Here is a 21,873-nt window from a genome sequence, read left to right as displayed (position 1 = left end):
TGATGCGGTGATAACTGCAAGTAATCGCACGAACACTCGACGGTTTTGGACATTTCAGTAATACGCACAAAATGCTGCATTTTTGTCAGATGTTCTGACAGGTCAGACCCATAGGACGTTCTGACAAGTTGTCCGGTTGACAGCTTCTATATAGAACTACGGCCCCCACCCCGAATGGGTGAGGGCCGTGGAACTGCAACCGTTATTAGTGACCGTGGCCGTGGCCGTGGCCGCCTGCGGCGGCGGGGGCCTCGTCCTCGGGCTTGTCGGCGACGAGCGCCTCGGTCGTCAGCAGCATGCCGGCGATGGACGCGGCGTTCTGCACGGCCGAACGGGTGACCTTGACCGGGTCGATGACGCCCTGAGCGATCAGGTCGCCGTATTCACCGGTGGCGGCGTTGAGACCGTGACCCACGGGGAGCTCGGCGACCTTGGCGGTCACGACGTAGCCCTCGAGGCCGGCGTTCTCGGCGATCCAGCGAGCCGGCTCCACGAGCGACTTGCGCACGATGGAGACGCCGGTCGCCTCGTCGCCGGTGAGCCCGAGGTTGTCGAGCTCGGCGGCGAGGTGGACCAGAGCGGAACCGCCGCCGGAGACGATGCCCTCTTCGATCGCGGCGCGGGTGGCCGAGATCGCGTCTTCCAGGCGGTGCTTCTTCTCCTTCAGCTCGACCTCGGTGGCCGCGCCGACCTTCAGCACGCACACGCCGCCCGACAGCTTCGCGAGACGCTCCTGGAGCTTCTCGCGGTCCCAGTCGGAGTCGGACTGCTCGATCGCGAGCTTGATCTCCTTGACGCGGTCGGCGATGGCCGAGCCCTCACCGGCGCCGTCGACGAGCGTCGTGGCGTCCTTGGTGATGACGACGCGCCGGGCGGTGCCGAGCACCTCCAGGCCGACGTGCTCCAGCTTGAGGCCGATCTCCTCGGAGACGACCTGCGCGCCGGTCAGGATCGCGATGTCCTGCAGCATGGCCTTGCGACGGTCACCGAAGCCCGGAGCCTTGACGGCGACCGAGGTGAAGGTGCCGCGGATCTTGTTCGTGACCAGGACGGCCAGGGCTTCGCCCTCGACGTCTTCGGCGACCACGAACAGCGACTTCTTGGTCTGGGCGACCTTCTCCAGCAGCGGCAGGAAGTCGGCCAGGGAGGCGACCTTGCCCTGGGTCAGGAGGATGTAGGGGTCGTCGAGGACGGCCTCCATACGCTCCTGGTCGGTGACCATGTAGGCCGAGAGGTAGCCCTTGTCGAACTGGAGACCCTCGGTGAACTCGAGCTCCAGGCCGAGCGCGTTGCTCTCCTCGACGGTGATGACACCGTCTTTGCCGACCTTGTCGAACGCCTCGGCGATGAGCTCGCCGATCTTGGCGTCCTGGGCGGAGATCGTCGCGACGTGGGCGATCTCCTTCTTGTCCTCGACGTGGCGCGCGGAGGTCAGCAGCTTCTCGCTGACGGCCCGGGCGGCCAGGTCGATGCCACGCTTCAGCGACAGCGGCTGGGCACCGGCGGCCACGTTGCGCAGGCCCTCGCGGACCATGGCCTGGGCCAGCACCGTGGCGGTGGTGGTGCCGTCACCGGCGACGTCGTTCGTCTTGGTGGCGACTTCCTTGGCCAGCTGGGCGCCAAGGTTCTCGTAGGGCTTGTCGAGCTCGATCTCACGAGCGATGGTCACGCCGTCGTTGGTGATCGTCGGCGCGCCGAACTTCTTGTCGATGACCACGTTGCGGCCACGCGGGCCGAGGGTCACCTTGACCGCGTCGGCGAGGGCGTTCACGCCACGCTCGAGCGCGCGGCGGGCGTCCTCGTCAAACGCCAGGGTTTTGGGCATTTAAGGTCCTCTCAGCGTAGGAAACCCCGGGCGCTCGTCGCGCCCGGGGTCTCCTCACGGCCTACTTCTCGATGATGGCGAGCACGTCACGGGCGGAGAGCACGAGGTACTCCTCGCCGCCGTACTTGACCTCGGTGCCGCCGTACTTGCTGTAGAGGACGACGTCGCCCTCACTGACGTCGAGCGGAACGCGCTTGCTGCCGGACTCGTCCCAGTTGCCGGGGCCCACAGCGAGGACGCGGCCCTCCTGGGGCTTCTCCTTCGCCGTGTCCGGGATGACCAGGCCAGAGGCGGTGGTCTGCTCGGCCTCAAGCGGCTGGACCACGATGCGGTCGCCGAGCGGCTTAACGGGAACCTTGGTGGCGGTCGTCACGATCGGACCTCCCCTTCAGATTGCGATGAATGAGCTGAAGAGGCGACCAGCGGCCTGCCGTCGCGGGTGTCAGACCTATCTGCGTCGCATTGGCACTCTCACTAGGCGAGTGCCAACACGACACAGTATGCACCTTCCCCGAGGACGTCAACACGGGCGGAAGCACACTCACCGCACTTCAAGCAGATGTTGACAGTGCAAAGTCAGAGTCGTTCATTGAACTCGCCCTCGCTTGTGCCACCAATCGAAGGGATGGGCAATGCGCAGACTGTTACCGGCCCTCATGGGTCTCCTGCTCACGACAGGGCTCCTCGTCACACCCGTGTTCGCCGAGTCGAACGGCGGCGTCCGGGTGATGCCGCTGGGCGACAGCATCACCGACGGGTTCAACGTCCCCGGCGGCTACCGCATCAATCTATGGCAACGTCTCGTCCAGGCAGGTCACACGGCCGATTTCGTCGGCTCGGGGTTCAACGGCCCGGCCGGTCTGGGCGACCACGACCACGAGGGTCACTCGGGCTGGCGCATCGACCAGATCGACGCCCAGATCGTGGGATGGCTGGCGACGTACACCCCGAGAACGATCTTGTTGCACATCGGCACCAACGACATGGGCCAGCAGTACCAGGTGTCCACGGCGCCCGCCCGGCTGTCGGCCCTGATCGACAAGATCCGCGCCAACGCCCCGCAGGTGGAGCTGTTTGTCGCACAAATCACACCATCCGCAGATCCGGCGTTCAACGCCAGGATCCAGACCTTCAACGCGGCGGTCCCCGGCATCGTGGCCCAGAAGGGCCCGCTGACCCACCTGGTCGACATGAACACCGGCTTCACCACCGCCGACCTGGCCGACGGCCTGCACCCCAACCAGACCGGCTACGACAAGATGGCGGCCCGCTGGTGGACCGCCCTCCAGGCGTTCCCCGGCAGCCTCACCCCCGTGGCCGGCGCGGCGGTCAGCTACGTGAACACCGCCTCGAACCGCTGCCTCGACGTGAGCGGCGTCTCGCAGGCCCAGGGCGCCCAGATCCACATGTGGGACTGCCACAACGGCGTCAACCAGCGCTGGACCAGAACGACCGCCAACGAGCTCAGGGTGTACGGAAACCGCTGCCTCGACGTGAACGGCAACGGCACCGCCGACGGCACCAAGATCCAGATCTGGGAGTGCAACGGGACGTCCGCCCAGAAGTTCACCCAGAATTCCGGCGGCGCCCTCGTCGGCACCGGATCAGGCAAGTGCCTCCACGCGACCGGAACGGGCAACGGCGCCGTCGTAGAACTACGCACCTGCAACAACTCCACCGCCCAGAGATGGACCACCCGATGATCGGCCGACACCCGGACCTGTCCTCCGGGTGAGCGGCAGGCGCTGAAGCCCCGAACGGACCGGGAGCCCCCTGCCGGTCCGTTCCGGTGAGCGGCGGGCGCTAGCGTCTCCGTGTGGATCTGGAGAGCTTCGCCCGCCTGCTGACGCCCGACGGGCAGACGGCCTTGGCCGAGGCCGACGCGGTCCTGGCGACCGGCGCCGGACCGGTCGAGGCCGTCAGTGCTCTGCGCCGCCGCTACGACCCCGATCTGGTCTCGGCCACGCTGACCCAGGCGGGTCTCCGGCGGCGGGCGGTCGCGAAGTTCGGCGGCGACGCGGCGAAGATGTACTTCACCCCCCACGGCCTCGAACAGGCCACCCGCCCCGAAGTGGCCGAGCACCGCGCGAAGCGGCTGGCCGGTCTGTCGGTGGCCGACGCCTGCTGCGGCATCGGCGGCGACCTGATCGCCCAGGCCAGAGCGGGCTGCGAGGTCGACGCGGTCGACCTCGACCCCCTGACGGTCGCGGTGGCCAGGGCGAACGCGGAAGCTCTGGGTGTACGGGCGACCGTTCGCCTGGCCGACGCGACCACCCTTGATCCATCCGCCTACGACGCCCTGTTCGCCGACCCCGCCCGCAGGACCACGAAGGGTCGCGTCTTCGACCCGGCCGCCTATTCGCCCACGTGGAACGTGATCCTCGACCTGGTCGGCCGCGCGCGGAAGGCCTGCCTGAAGGTCGCTCCCGGCATCCCCTACGAGTACATCCCCGACGGCATGGAAGCCGAATGGGTCTCGTTCAAGGGCGAGGTCAAAGAGGCCGTCCTGTGGTCGGGCTCGTCGGGCCGGAGGGCGACGCTGCTCCCGTCCGGAGAGACGATGACGGCGCGCGACGTCGAAGCCGACGTCGCCCCCATCGGCAGCTATCTGTACGAACCCGACGGCGCCGCCGTCCGCGCCCACCTGATCGGCGAGGTCGCCGAGATCGTCGACGGCCGGCTGATCGACCCCCAGATCGCCTACCTGTCCGCCGACTCCCATGTGCCCACCCCGTGGGCCGCCGGCTACCGGGTCGAGGAGGTCATGCCCTTCTCGCTGAAGAAGCTCCGTTCAGCCCTCCGCGAAAGAAATGTGGGCGCTGTCACGATCAAGAAAAGAGGATCGGCGGTCGACGTGGAGAAGCTCCGTCACGATCTGCGACTGTCCGGGGAGGGGTCGATCGTGGTCCTGCTGACCCGTCTCGGCACCCGTCCCGTGGCCGTGCTCGCCACGGAAATGGGCAGGTAAAGCCGCCAGTCGGGCAATCCATCGGGAACCCCGATCTTTCCCTGTCCCCGGGAAAGTGTCGGCGCTGAGGGTTATCGTTCGGTGACATTACGTGTTCACGTCTTCCTCTTGATCCGGAGCTCCTCGGTGGAAAACCACACCCTCCTTCAAGCGGGCAGTCAGGCCGCCGTGTCCGACCGGATGCGCGAGCTGCTGGCCCGTGCGGCCCAGGACCATGTCTACGAGCAGCGCACCCAGGGGGCCGTGCTCGACGAGATCCGCCAGCGCATGGAGGGCATGGAATGGCTGCTCCGCGAGGTCCGCGAGCGCGAGCTCGGCGGCATCGGCGCGACGATGGAAGCGGTCGGCGTCCGCCTCGACGACCTGGCGGGCCGCCCGCCGTCCTGGGCCGAAGGCCTCGCCCAGCACATCGAGATGGTCCGTGACCACGTCGACACCGTCGGCGAGAAGGTCACCCCGATCGGCGAACTGCCCAGCCTGTGGGCCGACGTCGGCACCGTCGGCGAGAGCGTCGAAGAGTCCCTGACCCGCCTGACCTCGGTCGCCGACCGCCTCACCCAGATCCAGGCGAGCATGGAGACGGCGGCGGCCCGCTTCAGCCGCATCGACAAGGCCGTCACCGACCTGACCGAGCGCCTCGACCGCCTCGAGGCCGACGTCACCGAGTCCCTCACCACGGGCCTCGACAACGCGGTCACCCGCCTGACCGCCACCCTCGACCAGATCGCGACCCGCATCTCCGGCGTCGAGGGCCAGCAGTCGGCCAGCAACGCCCGCCTGAGCACCATCAGCGAGGCCCAGTCCGGCGCCAAGGCCCAGTTCCACGCGCTGGAGGGCCAGGTCGCCGGCGTGACCGCCCGCCTCGACCGCATCGACTCCCGCATCGAGACGGCCGACGAGTGCCTGGCCGACATCGACACCCGAGTGACGGGCATCGAGGCGAAGCTGACCGAGAACGGCGACAAGCTCGACATCACCGACCGTGCCGTCACCACCCTCGACGAGCGCCTGGGCATCTGCGTGGGCGACTCGGAGACCCGCCTGGCCTCGAAGGTCGAGGCCCTGGAAGAGCAACTCGGCGAACGCTTCGACGGCGTCGACGACCGGGTCGAATCCATCAACCAGCGCCTGGGCCAGCTGCCCGCGACCCTGGAGATCGGCGAACTCCACCGCCTGGTGGGCGAGATCGGCCCCCTGGTCGAGAGCCGCGCCGACAAGGAGGCGGTCCGCGAGGCCCTGTCGACCACGGTGGAGCCCGCTCACACCGACCTGACCCGGAGGCTCGGAGCCCTCGAAGAAACCATGCTGGCGCTCGCTGAGGCCCTCCTACGCCCCACGAGGGGCACGAAGGACTGAACGCACCCGCGCGAAGGAGGGCCGGACCGCTGAAGCGGCCCGGCCCTTCTCGTGTGTCCGCATGAATGCCATATTTCCGACGGGCAACCGCCAGAAAGCTCGAAGCCATCACGCGCGGAGGATGCTCATGGCGCCCCGGCCCTCCCGTCGCCAAGCGGAGAAGGCCACGACGGGGTGGCGACGGCCTGAGGTCAGACGTTGATGGTGGTGATCGGCATCGACGAGTCGGCCGGGATGTCCAGCAGTGACGGCGTCGCCCCTGCCGCGACCAGGTTCGACCCCAAAGCGGCCACCATCGCGCCGTTGTCCGTGCACAGCCCCGGGCGGGGCACCCGCAGCTGGATGCCGGCCGCGTCGCACCGCTCCTGGGCCAGGGAGCGCAGGCGGGAGTTGGCCGCCACGCCGCCGCCAATCAGCAGGTGATCCACGCCGTGCTTGCGGCACGCCGCCAGAGCCTTGCGGGTCAGCACGTCGACCACGGCCTCCTGGAACGAGGCCGCCACGTCGGGCACCGAGACGTCGCCGCCCTGCTTCTCCACGTATCGGGCGACGGCCGTCTTGAGACCGGAGAACGAGAAGTCCAGGGTCCCGTCGTCGGCCTTGCCCCTCGGGAAGGGAATCGCGTTGCCGCGCCCCTCGCGGGCCGCCCGGTCGATGTGGGGGCCGCCGGGGAAGGGCAGGCCGAGAACGCGGGCGACCTTGTCGAACGCCTCGCCCGCCGCGTCGTCAACGGTCGAGCCGAGGGAGATCACTTCCCGCGTCACGTCGGGCACCAGCAGCAGCGACGAGTGGCCGCCCGAGACGAGCAGGGCCATGCAGGGCTCGGGCAGCGGCCCGTGTTCGAGCTGGTCGACGGCCACGTGGGCGGCGAGGTGGTTGACCCCGTAGAGGGGAACGCCGAGGCCCAGCGAGTAGGCCTTCGCGGCGGCCACGCCGACCAGCAGCGCCCCGGCGAGGCCGGGACCGGCCGTCACGGCGATGGCGTCGATGTCGGAGAACTTCAGGCCCGCCTTGGCCAGGGCGCTGTCGACCGTCGGGGCCATCGCGTCGAGGTGGGCCCGGGAGGCCACCTCGGGGACGACTCCGCCGAAGCGCGCGTGTTCGTCCATGCTCGAGGCGATCGTGTCGGCCAGCAGGGTGTGGCCGCGCACGATGCCGACGCCCGTCTCATCGCAGGACGTCTCGATTCCCAGGACGATCGGCTCGTCAGCCATCGAGTTTCCTCACCATCGTGATCGCGTCGGTTCCGTCGTCGTAGTAGCCCCGCCGCAGGCCGAGCTGCAGGAAACCGAACCGTTCGTACATGGCCTGGGCGGCGGCGTTGTCCGCCCGTACCTCGAGGAAGACCGCGGAGGCCCCGCGCCGGACGGCCTCGTCGAGCAGGGCGTTGAGCATGAGAGCGCCCACCCCGGCCCGCCGGTGTTCGGCGAGGACGGCGATGGTCTGCACGTCGCCCTGGTCGGCGGCCACGGCCAGGCCGGCGTAGCCGACGATGAGGCCGTCGCGTTCGGCCACGATGTAGTGGCGGGTGCGGGGCTGGTCGGCGAGTTCGCCGAGCATCATGCGCTCGCTCCACGCGTCGGCGGGGAAGGTGGCGCGTTCGAGCTCCATGACGGCGGCCAGGTCGGCGACCTTCATACCGCGCAGCGTCACGACGCTCACGCCGTCACCCTCTTGGGCGCCCCGGGCACCTGCGCGTCGGGCCGCCTCAGGTAGATCGGCACCGGGGGGCCGAGAATCGCGCGGTTCTGCGCGGCCTCGACCGAGTCGATGCGCCCTTCTGGCAGCTTCGCCGCGGCGGCCGCCTCTTCCGGCGACAACCTGCCCAGTTCGGCGGCGGCCAGGGCGGCCATCGAACCGGCGGAGGGGTGCTCGGGACCGGTGACGCCGTCGAGATAGAGCCTGGCGCCCACGACGGCGCCCTGCACGGGCACGTCGGCGGGCCGGTCGACCCGTGGGCCGTCGAGCCGGGTGACGCCGTCGGCGTAGGTCGCCCAGAAGAGTTCCTTGCGGCGCGCGTCGGTGATCACCGTGAACGGGCCGGGAACGTCGGCCGCGTAGGCGATCGCGTCGAGGGTGCAGATGCCGTAGGCGGGCACGCCGAGCGTCGTCGACAGCGCCCGCGCCGTTATCAGGCCGACCCGCAGCCCGGTGTACGGCCCGGGGCCCGCCCCCGCCACGACAGCCGTCACGTCGTGAGCAGAGACACCCGCCTCGCGCAGGACGGTCTCGATCGCCGGCGCGAGCAGCTCCCCGTGGCGCCGGGCGTCGATGATGGTGGATTCCGCCAGCACGCGCGTTCCGTCGTGCACCGCGGCGGTCACGGCAGGGGTCGCCGTGTCAAAGGCCAGGACCAGCACGAAAATCAAGCCTAGCCCTACACGCAGTGTGCTCAGGTGTCGAGGCGGGAGGCGTACACGATGACGTTGTCCTTGTATTCGTGGGCGTTCCAGTCGAACTGCCCACCGCAGGTGACCAGGCGCAGTCCCTCACCGAGGTAGACCTTCTCGGCCGGAAACTTCTCCTTGGGGATCTGCTCGATCGAGTCGACCTTGTAGGAGATCGTCTTGTCGTCGGACCTGACCACCTTGACGACCGCGCCCTTCTTGAGCTCGCGCAGCCGGTAGAAGACGGCGGGCGCGCTCTTGGTGTCGACGTGCCCGATGATCACCGCCGCGCCCTTGTCGCCGGGGACGGCGCTGCCTTCGTACCACCCGGCGATCTTGGGTTTCTCGTACGGCGGCAGCTCGACCTCCCCGCCTCCGGTCAGGCCGAGCTTGATCAGCGGCGCCTTCATCTGGAGAACGGGGATGTCGATGCGTTCGGGCACGGCTTTACTCCGCGCGCCCTCGACCTCGGCCGTGTCGGGCTTGGTCAGGGCGAACAGGACGAACCCCGAGATGACCGCCGCGACGACCATCCGGGTGGAGACGGCCAAGGCTCAGCCCCGGGCGCGCCTGCGGGCCACCGCGATGCCGAGACCGGCCGCGACCAGCAGCCCGACTGCGAACGGGGTGACGGGGATGCCCGAGTCATCGGTGGGACCGCCGGCCGCCGTGCCGCCGCCACCGGCGCCGGGCGCCTTGGTCGGGAAGCGGGTCTCGTCGGCGGCGGTGCCGCCGCGCAGCACCTGGAGGCGGGCGTTGCCGATGTCGTTGGTGGCCGAGCAGCGCACCTCGACCCGGTAGCCACCGGCCTTCGCGCTGGCCTTGAGCACGGCCACGCCGGTCAGGCGAGGCGCGGGGGCGGGGGTCGGCGCGGGCGACTCGGGAGCGGGGGCCAGCAGGCTCACGATGCCGGTGAAGGCGTCGGAGTGGGCACTGGCCTGATAGTTGGTGCCCGGCAGCGCGGGCGGACAGTAGGCGGTGACCCGGATGTTCCGGGATTGCCCGCCCTGGATCTCCTTCGGGTCGATGACGACCCGGACCTCCTGCCGGGGCGGTACGGTCGCAGTGACCGTAGGCAACGGCGGTGTCACCGTGATGGACGGCTCCGGGACGATCCCCGCCTCAGCGGAACAGCCTGCGACCCCGAGTAACACCACCCCGGCCAATGCAGCCCTCGATAAAGCGTTCATGGCCCACCCCTCCCACCGCCGACCATTACCCAGAAAATCTAGGCCAATCCATCAGCAAAGATCTTCATTTTCTAACGAATCAGCGGTCGGGTGGAAGGCTCCAAGCAGGAACGTACTAGATCGTCACCAGAGGAATTTCCGACCAACGATCCCCAACGCCTCGAAGTAGGACATACCTACTCTCGTCAGAGTCGTCCCGGTCAATCACGATCTCGAGCCGTTCGTCCGAAAGACCCTCCACGAGACCCTCGCCCCACTCGACCACGGTGACCGAATCGGCGAGTGAGGCGTCCAGATCGAGGTCGTCGACCTCCAGCATCCCGCCCAGACGGTAGGCGTCGGCGTGGACGAGGGCGGGCCCCCCGGACAGCGACGGATGCACCCGGGCGATCACGAAGGTGGGGGAGGTGATCGGGCCGCGTACGGAAAGACCTTCACCTATCCCCTGGGTCAGAGTCGTCTTACCTGCCCCCAGCGGACCGGTCAGCACGACCAGATCGCCCGCCCGCAGCAGCCCGGCGATCTTCACGCCGAGTGCGCGCATGTCCTCGGCCGTGGCCGCAGGCTCCTTCACCGCTCCCCCTGTTCCGCCCGTTCGATCAGGTCGATCAGGGCGTCGTTCACGATTCCCGGGCACTCGAGCTGAACCAGGTGGGAACTGTCGGTCACCACGGTCAGCGTCGCCGTCGGCACGGCCGCCGCGATCGCCCTGCTGTGCTCGGGCGGGGTCAGCCAGTCGCGGTCGCCGACGATGATCGACGTGGGCACCTTGTTCAGGACGTCGAGTGCCTTCAGCTTGTCATGGGACATGAGCGCCGGGTAGAAACCGGCGATCACGTCGGCGGGCGTGGCCCGGATCATCGACTCGGCGAAGTCGACCAGGGTCGGGCTGACCTTGGTGGAGTCGCCGAAGCCGAGGTGGCGCAGCAGCAGGAACGAGATGTCGTTCCCGGCCTGGCGCCCCCGGTCGACGAGCGCGGCCTTCTTCTTCATGACCGCCACGGCCGTCGGGGTGGCCTTGTGGACCAGCTTGGCGACCAGGGCGGGCATGCCGAGGCTGAGCTCGGCCAGCTTCCCCGCGGAGGTCGAGATGAGCGCGACCCCCTTGATCTTGTCGCCGAACAGCTCGGGCCGCTCATCGGCCAGCGCCATGATCGTCATGCCGCCCATCGAGTGGCCGACCAGCACGCACGGCCCCGGTACGAGATCGTCGATGACCTGCGCCAGGTCCTCGCCCAGCCGGTCGATCGACTGGTCGACGTCGAGGGCCCGCTCGGACTGCCCGTGGCAGCGCTGGTCCCAGACGACCACGCGGTATTTCTCGCGCAGCAGCCGCCACTGGTAGTGCCACGAGTCGGAGGTCAGGCAGTAGCCGTGGCAGAGCACGATGGTCAGCGGGGCATTGGGCGGCCCGTCGACCTCGGCGGCGAGGGTGAGGTTGTCGGAGGTGACGACCCGGGCGGTGGTGCCGTGGAGCTCGCCGAAGGGCTCACTGGCCTCCAGGTCCGGCCGCAACCGGATGCGGCCGACGGCGTAGCGCTTGGCCAGGGCGGCCACCGCCACCCCCGCGGAGGCGGCACCGACCACGATCCCCGCGATGCCGGCTGTGCGCCGTACTGTCATTCCCGCTCTCCTTGCCGCACGTGTACACGTGGCACCCGGGCACCGATCCTCGTCACGATCTCATGAGTGATCGTCCCGAGGGAATCCGCCCATTCCTGACATGTGGGTTCATTTCTATCGCCTGGGCCGAAAAGGACAACTTCATCCCCCTCGGTGGCGGGGTGATCCCCCAGGTCGATGGTGAACTGGTCCATGCAGACGCGTCCGGCGACAGTGAAGCGGCGGTCGTTGACGAGCACTTGGGCCCGGTTGGTGGCATTTCGCATGATTCCGTCCGCGTACCCCAGCGGGATCAGGCCAAGCGTCGTGTCGGACTTGGTGGTGTAGAGGTGGCCGTACGAGACGCCCGTGCCCTTCGGGACTTTCTTGACGAGGGCGAGCTTGGCGGTGAGGGTCATCGCGGGCCGCAGCCCGAAATCGCCCATGTGCGGGATCGGGCTCAGCCCGTAGAGCGCGATGCCGGGTCTGACCAGGTCGTAGCGGGCCTGCGGCAGCGTGACGATGGCGGCCGAGTTGGCGATGTGCCTGCGGGCCGTGATGCCCGCCCTCTTCGCGAGGTCGGAGGCCTCGTCGAAGGCCCTGAGCTGGGCTTCTATCGACGGATCCCCGGGGATGTCGGCGGATGCGAAGTGCGACCAGACCCCGTCGATCACGATCAGTCCCTCGGCCTGGGCCTTGAGCGCGGCCTCCACCAGCTCGGGCCAGTCGGCCGCGGACGCACCGCCACGGGAGATGCCCGTGTCGACCTTGAGGTGGACGTTCACCGTCTTCCCGGTACGCCGCGCCGAAGCCGCGATCTCCTCGACCAGCCACGGCGCCCCGGCCGACAGGTCGATGTGTCTGGCCACGGCCTCGTCGATCGGCTCCCCCGGCGGGATCAGCCAGGCCAGCACCGGCGCGATGACGCCCCCGTCACGCAGCGCCATGGCCTCCCGGATCGTGGCGACCCCCAGGCTGGACGCCCCACCCTCCAGCGCGGCCTCCGCGCACGGGACCAGACCGTGGCCGTAGGCGTCGGCCTTGACGGCCGCCATCAGCTCGGCCCCGCCCGCGACCTCCTTGAGGAGGGCGGCGTTGTGACGGATGGCGGACAGGTCGACCCTGGCCTCGGCAGGAGTGACGAAGCTGCTGCTCATGCCTCCATATTTGCAGCCGTACGGAGGTGCCGGATCACATCCGGCAACGAGAGGGCCACATCGAGTGCCGCGATCGGCGCGCCCTCAGCGGCCTTCCGGGCGGCCAGCCCGTGGAGAAATGCGGCCGCGCTTCCGGCGTCGTAAGGGGCCAGTCCGGCGGCGAGCAACGTCCCCGAGATCCCCGACAGGACGTCGCCGGTCCCGGCGGTGGCCAGCCACGGCGTGCCCGTCGTGTTCACCCGGATCGGCCTGCCCCGTTCGGCGACGAGCGTGGTCGACCCCTTGAGCAGCACGGTCACCTGAAGCTCCTCGACGGCCCTGCGGACGTGTTCGACCCGCCTGGCCTCGACCTCGCGAGGGTCGACGCCCAGGAGTCTGCCCAGCTCACCGGCGTGCGGGGTGATCAGGGTGGGTGCCTGCCGGTGCAGCAGCTTGGGGTTCTTGGCGACGACGGTGAGCGCGTCGGCGTCCACGATCACCGGCAGATCGGAGCCGAGCACCTCGGCGACGATCTTCTGAGCCCGCTCGTCGGTGCCCATGCCGGGACCCAGCACCCAGGCCTGAACCCGGCCGACCTCCTGAACCGGATCACCGTCCAAAACGGCCGTGATCGCCTCCGGCCAGCGAGCCCTGACCTGGTGGACGGCGTCTTCGGGCCCGGCGAACCGGACCATCCCGGCCCCCGACCTGACCGCCCCACCGACCGCGAGGACGGCCGCCCCCGCGAACCGGTCGCTCCCGGCGAGGACCCCGACGACCCCGCGGCGGTACTTGTCCGACTCGATCCCCGGCACGGGCAGCAGCGCGGCCACATCCTGGGCGGTCAGCGCGGTGATCTCCGGCTCGGGCAGATAGTCGGTGAGCCCGATGTCGACCAGCTCGACGACCCCGGCCCGCTCGGCCCCCGGGTCGACGAGCAGCCCGGCCTTCCGGGCCCCGAACGTCACCGTGATCCGCGCCTTGACGGCCTCGCCTGCGACCTCGCCGGTGCTCGAATCGACACCGCTGGGGATGTCGACGGCGACGACCATGGCCCCCGACTGCCCGGCGATCCGCGCGAGGGTGGCATAGGGCTCCCGCAGGGCTCCGGTGCCACCGATGCCGAGCATCCCGTCGAGGATCAGGTCGGGCGTGCCGACCTCTCCCGCCTGGATGACCCGCCCACCGGCCTTCTTGAGCGCCGCCAAGCCGCCCTCGTGGGTCTTGCTCCCCGCGAGCACCGCCTCCACCCGGGCCCCACGGCCGGCGAGGCGTGCTCCGGCGTAGAGCGCGTCCCCGCCGTTGTCACCACCACCCACGAGCAGCACCACCCGGGAGCCGTAGACCCCCGGCAGCAGCTTCGCGCAGATCGCGGCGAGTCCGGAGGCCGCCCGCTGCATGAGCTCGCCATCGGGCACGATGGCCATCAGGGCGTGCTCGGCCTGCCTGACCTGATCGCTGGTGAAAGCAGTCCACATGAAGTCGACGCTATCCCGAGGCCGTTGCGGTGCCTCGCGTGAGTGGCCGAGGAGCGTCGGGTGGCCGCCTGCCACCCAGGGCGGCGAGCGGGGTCAGGGTAGGCGGAGCCGTAACGGAGCGAAGGAACTCACTGACGACGGCGAGCCCCGAAGTCAGCCCTCCGCGATCACATACGCGACCGCGAACCCCCCGTCGTGGCTCAGCGACAGGTGCCAGCTACGCACCCCCAGCTCGCCCGCGATCTCCTCGGCCCGGCCGCTGATCATCAGCACCGGCCGGCCGTGTTCCCCCACGACGACCTCGGCCTCGCGGTGCGCCAGCCCCGGCGGTCCGCCCAGGGACTTCGCCACGGCCTCCTTGGCCGCGAACCGCGCCGCCAGCGACGCGACCGGCACGTCGCGGCCCGCGTCGGCGAAGGTCTCGCCGCAGAGTTCGTCTCCGGCGTGGCCGGTGCACAGGGTCCCGCTCTGGCCGGAGACCAGACCGGTGGACACCGAGCGGCCCTGCAGCTCCACCTCGGTGAAGAGGCGTTCGCGCAAGGCGGGCCGGCGTTCCAAGGTGGCCGCGAACCGCGCCACGTCCACCAGGTCGACCCCGATACCGACGATCACTCGTCCCCCGTGAGTGAGAGCACCCTTAGCCGCTGACCGGCCCAGATCACCGAGCCGACCACGACGATCACCATGGCCGGGACGGCGAAGCTCAGCGCCACCTCCGCTTTCATGAAGGCCGAGGTCGTCACCTGGTCGGCGATCGACTGGGCCCACTGCTGAATGGAGAAGCGCCGGGCCCCCGGCACATACCCGCCGATCAGCCCTTCCCACACGAGAGCGTAGATGACTCCGATGGTGACGGCGTGCCGGGAGACGACCCCGAGGAGGAAGAACACCGCGGCGTAGGCGATTCCGGCGAACAGCGCGCCCAGGGCGAACCCGGAGGCGATCCCCGATTCGGTGCCGATCAGGATGTAGGCCGCGATGTAGGTCGGGATCACCGAGAAGCCCACCATCAGCGAGGCCGCCACCAGGTATTTGGTGGCCGCGATCACCGGACGGGAGATCGGCTTCGACAGCAGATGGATGATCGTGCCGTCTTCGATCTCCGGCGCGATCACCCCGGTTCCGGCGATGAGGCCCAGCAGGGGCAGCATCGTGCCGATCGCGAAGGTGGACATGAGCGTCACCGTGACGCTCTCGTCGCCGCCCCCGATGATGCGGAACAGGAGCGCGATCGCGATCAGCGAGATGGGCAGCAGGGCCAGCAGCCAGACGCGCTTGCGGCCCAGCACGGCCCGGTAGGTGATGGACGCGACGACGCTGTTCATGATCGGCCGCTCAGGTAGGAGAAGACGCTTTCCAGGTCTTCGTCGGTCGGGGACACCTGCCACAGGCGGACGTCCAGGTCACGGGCGAGCTTCGGAAGCTGGTGGGTGAAGCGCCGGAAGTCGACGGTGCGGACCTCCAGACCCTCGGACGTGAGCGAGACCCCGCCTGACGCGGTGTCGGCGATCAGCGCCGCCGCCAGCCGCCGGTCGTCGGAGGAGCGCACCCTGAACAGGTGGGGCCGGTCGGTCATCCGCCGCCGGATCTCCCGGTAGTCGCCGGAGGCGGCGTGGCGCCCGGCCACCATGACCTCGATCTGCTGGGCGACCCGTTCGACCTCTTCGAGGATGTGGGAGCTGAACACGATGGTCTTGCCGGCCGCGCCGAGATCGCGGACCAGATCCATCAGGTGGAGCCGCTGGCGCGGGTCCATGCCGTTGAACGGCTCGTCGAGCAGCAGCACGGCGGGTTCGTGGACGAGCGCTCCGGCGACCTTGATGCGCTGACGCATGCCCTTGGAGTAGGTCTCGATGCGCCGGTCCTGGGCGTCGGCCATGTCGACCTGGGCGATGGCCCGCCTGGCCGCGTCGTCGCCGAGGCCGTGGAGACGGGCCGAGGACTGCACGAACTGCCAGCCGGTGAGGAAGCCGTAGACGCCTTCCTTCTCCGGGACCAGCCCGATCGTGCGGTAGATGTCGTGGTTCTTCCAGATCGGCTTGGCGTCGAGCGTGGCCGTGCCGCCGGAGGGCTGGAGGAAACCGGCCATCAGGTGCAGCAGGGTCGACTTCCCGGCGCCGTTGGGCCCGAGCAGGCCGGTCACGCCGGGGCCGATCGTCATCGTCACGTCGTTGACCGCGACGACGTTGCCGTACCAGCGGCTGACCTGCCGGATCTCGATCATGCTCATGCGGCCAGCGCCTTCCGGTAACGGAGGTAGAGCCCGGACAGGGCCAGGGCCACCACGGCGACGAGGATGAGCGCCGGACCCGCCCCGGACGGGAAGGGCAGACCTTCGACCGGCTGGGTGCCGAACAGATTGGTCTGTACGGCGTTGACCAGGAAGAACGGGTTGATGAGAATGCTCCACGAAGAGGCGTCGCGGTAGCCCTCGCTCTCCAGCACCCCGGTGAGCACCGCGGAGGTGGCCAGCGTGAACATGTAGAACGCGATCACCGAGGCCACCCCGAGCCCCCGGCGCGGCGTGAACGACGCGAGCGTCAGCCCGATCGACGTCAGCAGCACCGCGCTGAACAGCGAACCGCCGAGCGCGGCCAGGTATTCGTGGGTGTGCAGCGGCATGGGCAGGTCGATCAGCATCTCGCCGATGAACTGCACGGTGAGCGGCACGGCCAGCAGGATCAGCAGCGCCACCATCATCGCCGCGAGCTTGGCCCCGATGTAGTCGATGATCGTGATGGGCCGCGACATATAGAGCGGGATCACCCGGTGACGCAGGTCGGGCGCCACGAGCACGGGCGCCTGCGCGGCCAGGAAGATCGCGATGACCGCCTGCATGAAGATCGCGTAGTCGGTGTAACTCATCGGCGCCTGCTTCAGCAGCGCCATGATCGCGATCGACACCACGGCCGGCAGCATCATGGCCCCGAACAGCAGGAACGGCATGATCTTCGACTTGAACGTCCGCCCCAGCCCGAAGGTCCCGCGCAGGCTGTGCACGCCCAGGGCCACCGCGGCGGCGCCCCGGCCGAGCCGGGGCCCGTCGTAGTGGCGGTAACCGATGTCATGAATGACGCCGGTGGGCTGACTCATCGGAACACATCCTCAATGCGGGCGTGCCGCTGTTCCAGGCGGACCAGGTTGAGCTCGAGGTCGACGACCGCGTCTCGCAGCAGGTCGTAGGTCTCGTCGGCGCGCACCTGCAACGACAGCGCGCGGCCCTCGACGGCGACGGTCTCGCCGACCTCGGTCAGCCGGGCGGCCAGTTTCTCCAGGCCCTCCTCGACCTCGACGGAGATCACCTGGGAGGCCTGGGTGAGCTCGCCGATCGCCGAGGCTCGCAGCAGCCGCCCGCCCTCGATGACGATCACGTTGTCGCAGATGCGTTCGAGTTCGCCCAGCAGGTGGGAGCAGACCAGGACGCTGATGCCGAACTCGGTGCCGATCCGGTGGACCAGGCGCAGCATCTCGTCGCGGCCCTGCGGGTCGAGGCCGTTGGTCGGCTCGTCAAGAAAGATCACTTTGGGGTCGTGGACGAGCGCCTGGGCCAGCTTGACCCGCTGCTTCATGCCGGTCGAGTAGCCCCCGATCGGGCGGTAGCGCTCCTCCTGAAGACCGACGTGGCGCAGCGTGTCGGCGGCCCGCTCGCGGGCCGCGGTGCGCGGCAGCCCGGACATGCGGGCCATGTGCACGACGAATTCGGTGGCGGACTGGTCGGGCGGCAGGCAGTCGTGTTCCGGCATGTAGCCGACGGAACGGCGGATCTCCTGCCCCTGCGTGGCCGGGTCGAGGCCGAGCACCTGGGCCGAGCCCTCGCTCGCCGGGACCAGCCCGAGAAGGATTTTGATCAGCGTGGACTTGCCCGCGCCGTTGGCGCCCACCAGCCCGGTCACCCCGGTGCCGACACTGACCGTGAGCTGGTCGAGCGCGGTGACCCGGGGATATCGCTTGGTGAGCGCCTCGGTGGCGAGGATGGTCATGATCGGGACAGTACTCCTTAGCTCCATGGCGGGTCGTCGGCCGTAAGAATGAGTCATCGGTCAGACCGTGGTCGCGGACCGACGCGTTCGCCGTACCTCTCCCAGAGGAATCGCTGGGCCAGCAGGGTGAGGGTGCCCGCGATGACCATGCCGAGGATGTTGACCCCGAGCTGCAGCGCGGCGTGCCCGACCTCACCCCATTCGCCGAGCGCGACCGCGACGGCGGCGTATCCGGCGGCCGGCACCGTGGTGACCGAGATGAACACCCCGACCAGCGACGACGACTTCCCTGCCGTGACCGACAGCACCCCGGCGACCCCGGCCAGCAGGGCGACGATGAACGACCACCGGTCGGGCTTGACGATGAAGTTCACCTCTTCGGTGTTCCCCGCGGCGATCATGGCCGGTTCGATCCAGCCGAGCCCTCGGGACACCAGCGCGCAGGCCAGGGTGACCGCGATGGCCACGGCGAACCCGATGACCAGGTTCCGGGCCGCGACCCCGATCAGCCCCCACTCCCGCCGCAGCAGCCCGAAGCACACGGCCGCGATCGGCCCGAACTCGGGCCCCAGCACCATCGCCCCGACGATCAGGATCGGCGAGTTGAGCAGCACCCCGATCGCGGCGAGCATGGTGGCGATGGCGAGGAAGACGATGAACGCCCAGGTCATCCGGCTGTCATCGGCCACCCTCTGAGCGAGCTCCTCCCAGACCACCGCGTCGTCGCCCTCACCGGGCGCCTCCTCGCGGGCCCGGTCGGCGGCCTCGGAGATGGCGATGTCGATCTTCTCGACCGCGATGGAACCGCTGGTCTCGATCCCCAGCCCGCGCAGCGAGTCGATGACGCCGTTGGCGGCCTCCCTGGCGACGTCGAACTCGACGAGGTCGCCCTCGGGAGAGCGGGCCACCCCCGGGAAAACGACCAGGTTGGTGACCCCGGTCGCCTCCCGCAGGCACCCGACCACGGCCTCGGTGTCCGGGTCGGGGCTGATCACGCGGATGTGCAGCACGCGACCGATTATGACCGCAGGGCTCGAACGCGGTTTCGCATCTCGCGGAACCTGCGGAAAACCTTCACACCCGGCGCAACCGGATGCGCCTGATGGAGTGGTCGGGACCCTTCTGAAGGATGAGGCCCGCCCGTCCGCGCGTGGGAGCGATGTTCTCCACGAGGTTGCGCTCGTTGATGTCGCGCCAGACGTTCCTGGCGAAAACGGTCGCCTCGTCCTCGGACAGTTCCGCGATGTGCTTGAAGTAGGACTTCGGGTCGGAGAAGGCGGTGCGCCGCAGCTTGTGGAAACGGTCGACGTACCAGCCCCGGATGTCCTCGACCCGGGCGTCCACATAGATCGAGAAGTCGAAGTAGTCGTTCACGGCCAGCGCGGTGGGCGGCGCGGGCTGCAGGACGTTCAGCCCCTCGACGATCAGGATGTCGGGCCTGTTCACCACCTGCCTGGCCCCCGGCACGATGTCGTATTCGAGGTGCGAGTAGACCGGCGCGTACGCCTCGGGACGGCCGCGCTTCACGTCGGCCACGAACTTGACCAGGGCGCGGCGGTCGTAGCTCTCCGGGAAGCCCTTGCGGTGCATGATGTCGCGTTCGGCGAGCAGCGCGTTCGGGTGCAGGAAGCTGTCGGTGGTGACCAGGTCGACGCGGGGGTGTTCGGGCCAGCGCGCGAGCAGGGTGTGCAGGAGCCGGGCCGTGGTCGACTTGCCCACCGCGACGCTTCCGGCGATGCCCAGGATGTAGGGCGGCGGCGCCGCGTTGACGCCCAGGAAGGTGCTGACCGCCGCTCCGCGCTGCCGGGCGCCCGTGAAGTGAAGGTTCAGGAGCCGGGTCAGCGGGAGGTAGATATCGGTCACTTCGGCCAGATCGATGGGGTCGTCGACCCCTCGAAGTTCCTCGAGTTCGGCCTCGGTGAGCGTCATCGGCGTATTGCGCCGCAGCTCACCCCACTGGGCCCGATTCAGCTCGACGTACGCGTCGCGATCCGCCACGACGCCCAACCCTACCCCGATCTTGACCGCCGGTGGAGTTTCCCAGACTGGCGAAATGGAATGTTCTGTCCCATAAGTGATTGGGGGCGAACTGTGTGCGGGATTGTCGGATACGTGGGATCTCGTCTCGCCATCGACGTCGTCGTCGACGGCCTGGCCCGACTGGAGTACCGGGGCTACGACTCGGCCGGGATCGCGCTGGTCAACGGCAAGCTGAGCATCCAGAAGAGAGCCGGGAAACTCGCCAACCTGCGGGCCGCGCTGGCGGAGACGCCGCTGGTCGAGGCGACCGTCGGGATCGGGCACACCCGCTGGGCCACGCACGGGGCGCCGACCGACCTGAACGCCCATCCGCACACCGACTGTCCCGCGCAGGTCGCGGTCATCCACAACGGGATCATCGAGAACTTCGCCGCGCTTCGCGCTGACCTGACCGCCAGGGGCCACATCCTGGCCTCCGACACCGACACCGAGGTCGTCGCCCACCTCATCGAAGACGAGCGGGCCGCCGGCGCGGGCCTCGCCGAGGCGATGCGCCGCGTCTGCCGCCGCCTGAAGGGCGCGTTCACCCTGCTCGCGGTGGACACCGCCGAGCCCGACCTGGTCGTCGGCGCCCGCCGCAACTCGCCGCTGGTCGTGGGCCGCGGCGACGGCGAGAACTTCCTGGGCTCCGACGTGTCGGCCTTCATCGCGCACACCCGCCGCGCCATCGAACTGGGCCAGGACCAGGTCGTCGAGCTGCGCGCCCACGACGTGACGATCACCGACTTCGACGGCATCCCCGTCTCCTGCCGCGAGTTCGTCGTCGACTGGGACGCCTCGGCCGCCGAGAAGGGCGGCCACGACCACTACATGCTCAAGGAGATCGCCGAACAGCCCCGGGCCGTGGCCGACACGCTCCTGGGCCGCGTCGACGAGCAGGGCCGGCTGCGTCTTGACTCGCTTCGGCTCCCGCTCGGCGCCATCGACAAAATGATCATCGTGGCCTGCGGCACCAGCTACCACGCGGGGCTGATCGCCAAACACGCGGTCGAGCGGTGGGCCGGCCTGCCGTGCGAGGTCGAGCTGGCCAGCGAGTTCCGCTACCGCGACCCGATCCTCTCGTCCGGAACCCTGATCGTGGTCATCTCCCAGTCCGGCGAGACGATGGACACCCTGATGGCGCTGAGACACGCTCGCGAGCAGGGCTCGGCGGTCCTGGCGATCTGCAACGTCAACGGCTCGACCATCCCGCGCGAGGCGGACGCGGTGATCTACACCCACGCGGGGCCGGAGATCGCGGTCGCGTCCACGAAAGCGTTCCTGACCCAGCTCGTGGCCTGCTACCTGATGGCCCTCTACCTGGCCCAGACCCGCAGGACCCTGCCCGACGAGGAGATCACCGCGATCCTCGCGCGCCTCTCCAAGGCGCCCGCCGACGTGGAAGCGGTCCTTTCCACTGTCGAGCCGGTACGCGAACTCGCCCGCTCCCTGAAGAACCGGCGCTGCGTCCTGTTCCTCGGACGCCACGTCGGCTACCCCGTGGCGCTGGAAGGAGCCCTGAAGCTCAAAGAGCTGGCGTACATGCACGCGGAGGGCTTCGCGGCCGGGGAACTGAAGCACGGCCCGATCGCCCTGATCGAAGAGGGCCTGCCGGTCGTCGTGGTGGTCCCGTCGCCCATCGGCGAACCGACCCTGCACGACAAGATCGTCTCCAACATCCAGGAGATCAGAGCCCGCGGCGCCATGACGATCGTCGTCTGCGAGGACGGCGACACGACGGTCGAGCCCTACGCCGACGCCCTGATCCGCGTCCCGGCGGTCCCGACGCTGCTCCAGCCGCTGGTCACCACGGTCCCGCTGCAGGTCTTCGCCTGCGAACTCGCGTCCGCGAAGGGCCTGGACGTCGACCAGCCGAGAAATCTGGCGAAATCAGTGACCGTGGAGTGAAAAAAGGGCGACCCCCGGAAAGGG

22 protein-coding genes are annotated in these 21,873 nt (G+C 69.2%); 4 read left to right on the top strand and 18 right to left on the bottom strand.

Features of this window, described 5'->3' with window-relative positions; genetic code table 11:
- Positions 1–205: 205 nt before the first annotated feature.
- Both groL and groES read right to left on the bottom strand, forming a co-directional pair.
- Positions 206–1,825 (bottom strand): chaperonin GroEL, encoded by a 1,620-nt coding sequence (gene groL / locus AW272_RS23660; protein ID WP_066369098.1) that lies wholly within the window; start codon positions 1,823–1,825, stop codon positions 206–208.
- Between the two features lie 61 nt (positions 1,826–1,886).
- Positions 1,887–2,198 carry a co-chaperone GroES gene (gene groES, locus AW272_RS23655; protein ID WP_061295283.1) on the bottom strand — a complete coding sequence of 104 codons (312 nt, stop codon included), beginning with the start codon at positions 2,196–2,198 and terminating at the stop codon, positions 1,887–1,889.
- Positions 2,199–2,457: 259 nt separating this feature from the next.
- On the opposite strand from groES, the gene AW272_RS23650 reads away from it, so the two are divergent.
- The 3 genes from AW272_RS23650 (at position 2,458) to AW272_RS23640 (ending at position 6,149) form a co-directional block, all read left to right on the top strand.
- Positions 2,458–3,528: a ricin-type beta-trefoil lectin domain protein gene (locus AW272_RS23650; RefSeq protein WP_066369096.1), complete on the top strand. Its 1,071-nt coding sequence runs from the start codon at positions 2,458–2,460 to the stop codon at positions 3,526–3,528.
- Between the two features lie 113 nt (positions 3,529–3,641).
- Entirely contained in the window at positions 3,642–4,793 is a 1,152-nt protein-coding gene (locus AW272_RS23645) for a class I SAM-dependent methyltransferase (protein WP_066369094.1), read from the top strand.
- A gap of 126 nt (positions 4,794–4,919) precedes the next feature.
- Entirely contained in the window at positions 4,920–6,149 is a 1,230-nt protein-coding gene (locus AW272_RS23640) for a coiled-coil domain-containing protein (protein ID WP_157518726.1), read from the top strand.
- 191 nt (positions 6,150–6,340) lie between these two features.
- Here the strand turns inward: AW272_RS23640 and tsaD are convergent, their stop codons facing one another.
- The 16 genes from tsaD to coaA form a co-directional block, all read right to left on the bottom strand.
- Positions 6,341–7,363, bottom strand: a complete 1,023-nt coding sequence (gene tsaD, locus AW272_RS23635; RefSeq protein WP_066369089.1) for a tRNA (adenosine(37)-N6)-threonylcarbamoyltransferase complex transferase subunit TsaD — start codon at positions 7,361–7,363, stop codon at positions 6,341–6,343.
- Positions 7,356–7,787 carry a ribosomal protein S18-alanine N-acetyltransferase gene (rimI, locus tag AW272_RS23630; protein ID WP_174551853.1) on the bottom strand — a complete coding sequence of 144 codons (432 nt, stop codon included), beginning with the start codon at positions 7,785–7,787 and terminating at the stop codon, positions 7,356–7,358. The genes tsaD and rimI overlap by 8 nt, the downstream gene beginning before the upstream one ends.
- Positions 7,788–7,807: 20 nt before the next feature.
- A complete protein-coding gene (gene tsaB / locus AW272_RS23625) occupies positions 7,808–8,509 on the bottom strand; it encodes a tRNA (adenosine(37)-N6)-threonylcarbamoyltransferase complex dimerization subunit type 1 TsaB (RefSeq protein WP_066369540.1) in 702 nt (233 codons plus the stop codon).
- 32 nt (positions 8,510–8,541) lie between these two features.
- Positions 8,542–9,087 carry a class F sortase gene (locus AW272_RS23620; protein WP_066369085.1) on the bottom strand — a complete coding sequence of 182 codons (546 nt, stop codon included), beginning with the start codon at positions 9,085–9,087 and terminating at the stop codon, positions 8,542–8,544.
- A 3-nt stretch (positions 9,088–9,090) separates the two neighbouring features.
- Complete coding sequence (locus tag AW272_RS23615; protein ID WP_157518725.1) at positions 9,091–9,726, bottom strand: hypothetical protein; 636 nt, start codon at positions 9,724–9,726, stop codon at positions 9,091–9,093.
- Positions 9,727–9,841: 115 nt separating this feature from the next.
- Positions 9,842–10,270 carry a tRNA (adenosine(37)-N6)-threonylcarbamoyltransferase complex ATPase subunit type 1 TsaE gene (tsaE, locus tag AW272_RS23610; RefSeq protein ID WP_083958623.1) on the bottom strand — a complete coding sequence of 143 codons (429 nt, stop codon included), beginning with the start codon at positions 10,268–10,270 and terminating at the stop codon, positions 9,842–9,844.
- 26 nt (positions 10,271–10,296) lie between these two features.
- Positions 10,297–11,349: an alpha/beta fold hydrolase gene (locus AW272_RS23605; protein WP_066369074.1), complete on the bottom strand. Its 1,053-nt coding sequence runs from the start codon at positions 11,347–11,349 to the stop codon at positions 10,297–10,299.
- The gene (gene alr / locus AW272_RS23600; RefSeq protein ID WP_066369071.1) at positions 11,346–12,485 is read right to left on the bottom strand and encodes an alanine racemase; all 1,140 of its coding nucleotides are present in this window, start codon (positions 12,483–12,485) and stop codon (positions 11,346–11,348) included. The genes AW272_RS23605 and alr overlap by 4 nt, the downstream gene beginning before the upstream one ends.
- Positions 12,482–13,942 carry a bifunctional ADP-dependent NAD(P)H-hydrate dehydratase/NAD(P)H-hydrate epimerase gene (locus AW272_RS23595; protein ID WP_066369068.1) on the bottom strand — a complete coding sequence of 487 codons (1,461 nt, stop codon included), beginning with the start codon at positions 13,940–13,942 and terminating at the stop codon, positions 12,482–12,484. The genes alr and AW272_RS23595 overlap by 4 nt, the downstream gene beginning before the upstream one ends.
- Positions 13,943–14,095: 153 nt before the next feature.
- A complete protein-coding gene (locus tag AW272_RS23590) occupies positions 14,096–14,554 on the bottom strand; it encodes a holo-ACP synthase (protein WP_066369060.1) in 459 nt (152 codons plus the stop codon).
- A complete protein-coding gene (locus AW272_RS23585; RefSeq protein WP_083958598.1) occupies positions 14,551–15,267 on the bottom strand; it encodes an ABC transporter permease in 717 nt (238 codons plus the stop codon). Before AW272_RS23585 ends, AW272_RS23590 begins: the two co-directional genes overlap by 4 nt.
- Positions 15,264–16,172: an ABC transporter ATP-binding protein gene (locus AW272_RS23580; RefSeq protein ID WP_066369055.1), complete on the bottom strand. Its 909-nt coding sequence runs from the start codon at positions 16,170–16,172 to the stop codon at positions 15,264–15,266. Before AW272_RS23580 ends, AW272_RS23585 begins: the two co-directional genes overlap by 4 nt.
- Positions 16,169–17,035, bottom strand: coding sequence for an ABC transporter permease (locus AW272_RS23575; protein WP_066369052.1), 867 nt, complete (start codon positions 17,033–17,035; stop codon positions 16,169–16,171). Before AW272_RS23575 ends, AW272_RS23580 begins: the two co-directional genes overlap by 4 nt.
- Entirely contained in the window at positions 17,032–17,922 is an 891-nt protein-coding gene (locus AW272_RS23570) for an ABC transporter ATP-binding protein (RefSeq protein WP_066369050.1), read from the bottom strand. The genes AW272_RS23575 and AW272_RS23570 overlap by 4 nt, the downstream gene beginning before the upstream one ends.
- A gap of 53 nt (positions 17,923–17,975) precedes the next feature.
- Entirely contained in the window at positions 17,976–18,932 is a 957-nt protein-coding gene (locus AW272_RS23565) for a DUF389 domain-containing protein (RefSeq protein WP_066369048.1), read from the bottom strand.
- A 64-nt stretch (positions 18,933–18,996) separates the two neighbouring features.
- Positions 18,997–19,920: a type I pantothenate kinase gene (gene coaA / locus AW272_RS23560; protein WP_083958622.1), complete on the bottom strand. Its 924-nt coding sequence runs from the start codon at positions 19,918–19,920 to the stop codon at positions 18,997–18,999.
- A gap of 60 nt (positions 19,921–19,980) precedes the next feature.
- On the opposite strand from coaA, the gene glmS reads away from it, so the two are divergent.
- Positions 19,981–21,849 (top strand): glutamine--fructose-6-phosphate transaminase (isomerizing), encoded by a 1,869-nt coding sequence (gene glmS / locus AW272_RS23555; RefSeq protein ID WP_083958597.1) that lies wholly within the window; start codon positions 19,981–19,983, stop codon positions 21,847–21,849.
- Positions 21,850–21,873 lie beyond the last annotated feature (24 nt).

It is taken from the genome of Herbidospora mongoliensis (genome assembly GCF_001570545.1).
Taxonomy (GTDB): domain Bacteria; phylum Actinomycetota; class Actinomycetes; order Streptosporangiales; family Streptosporangiaceae; genus Herbidospora; species Herbidospora mongoliensis.
Note: the sequence above shows the minus strand (reverse complement) of the source record. Positions and strands in the feature narration are given on the sequence as shown.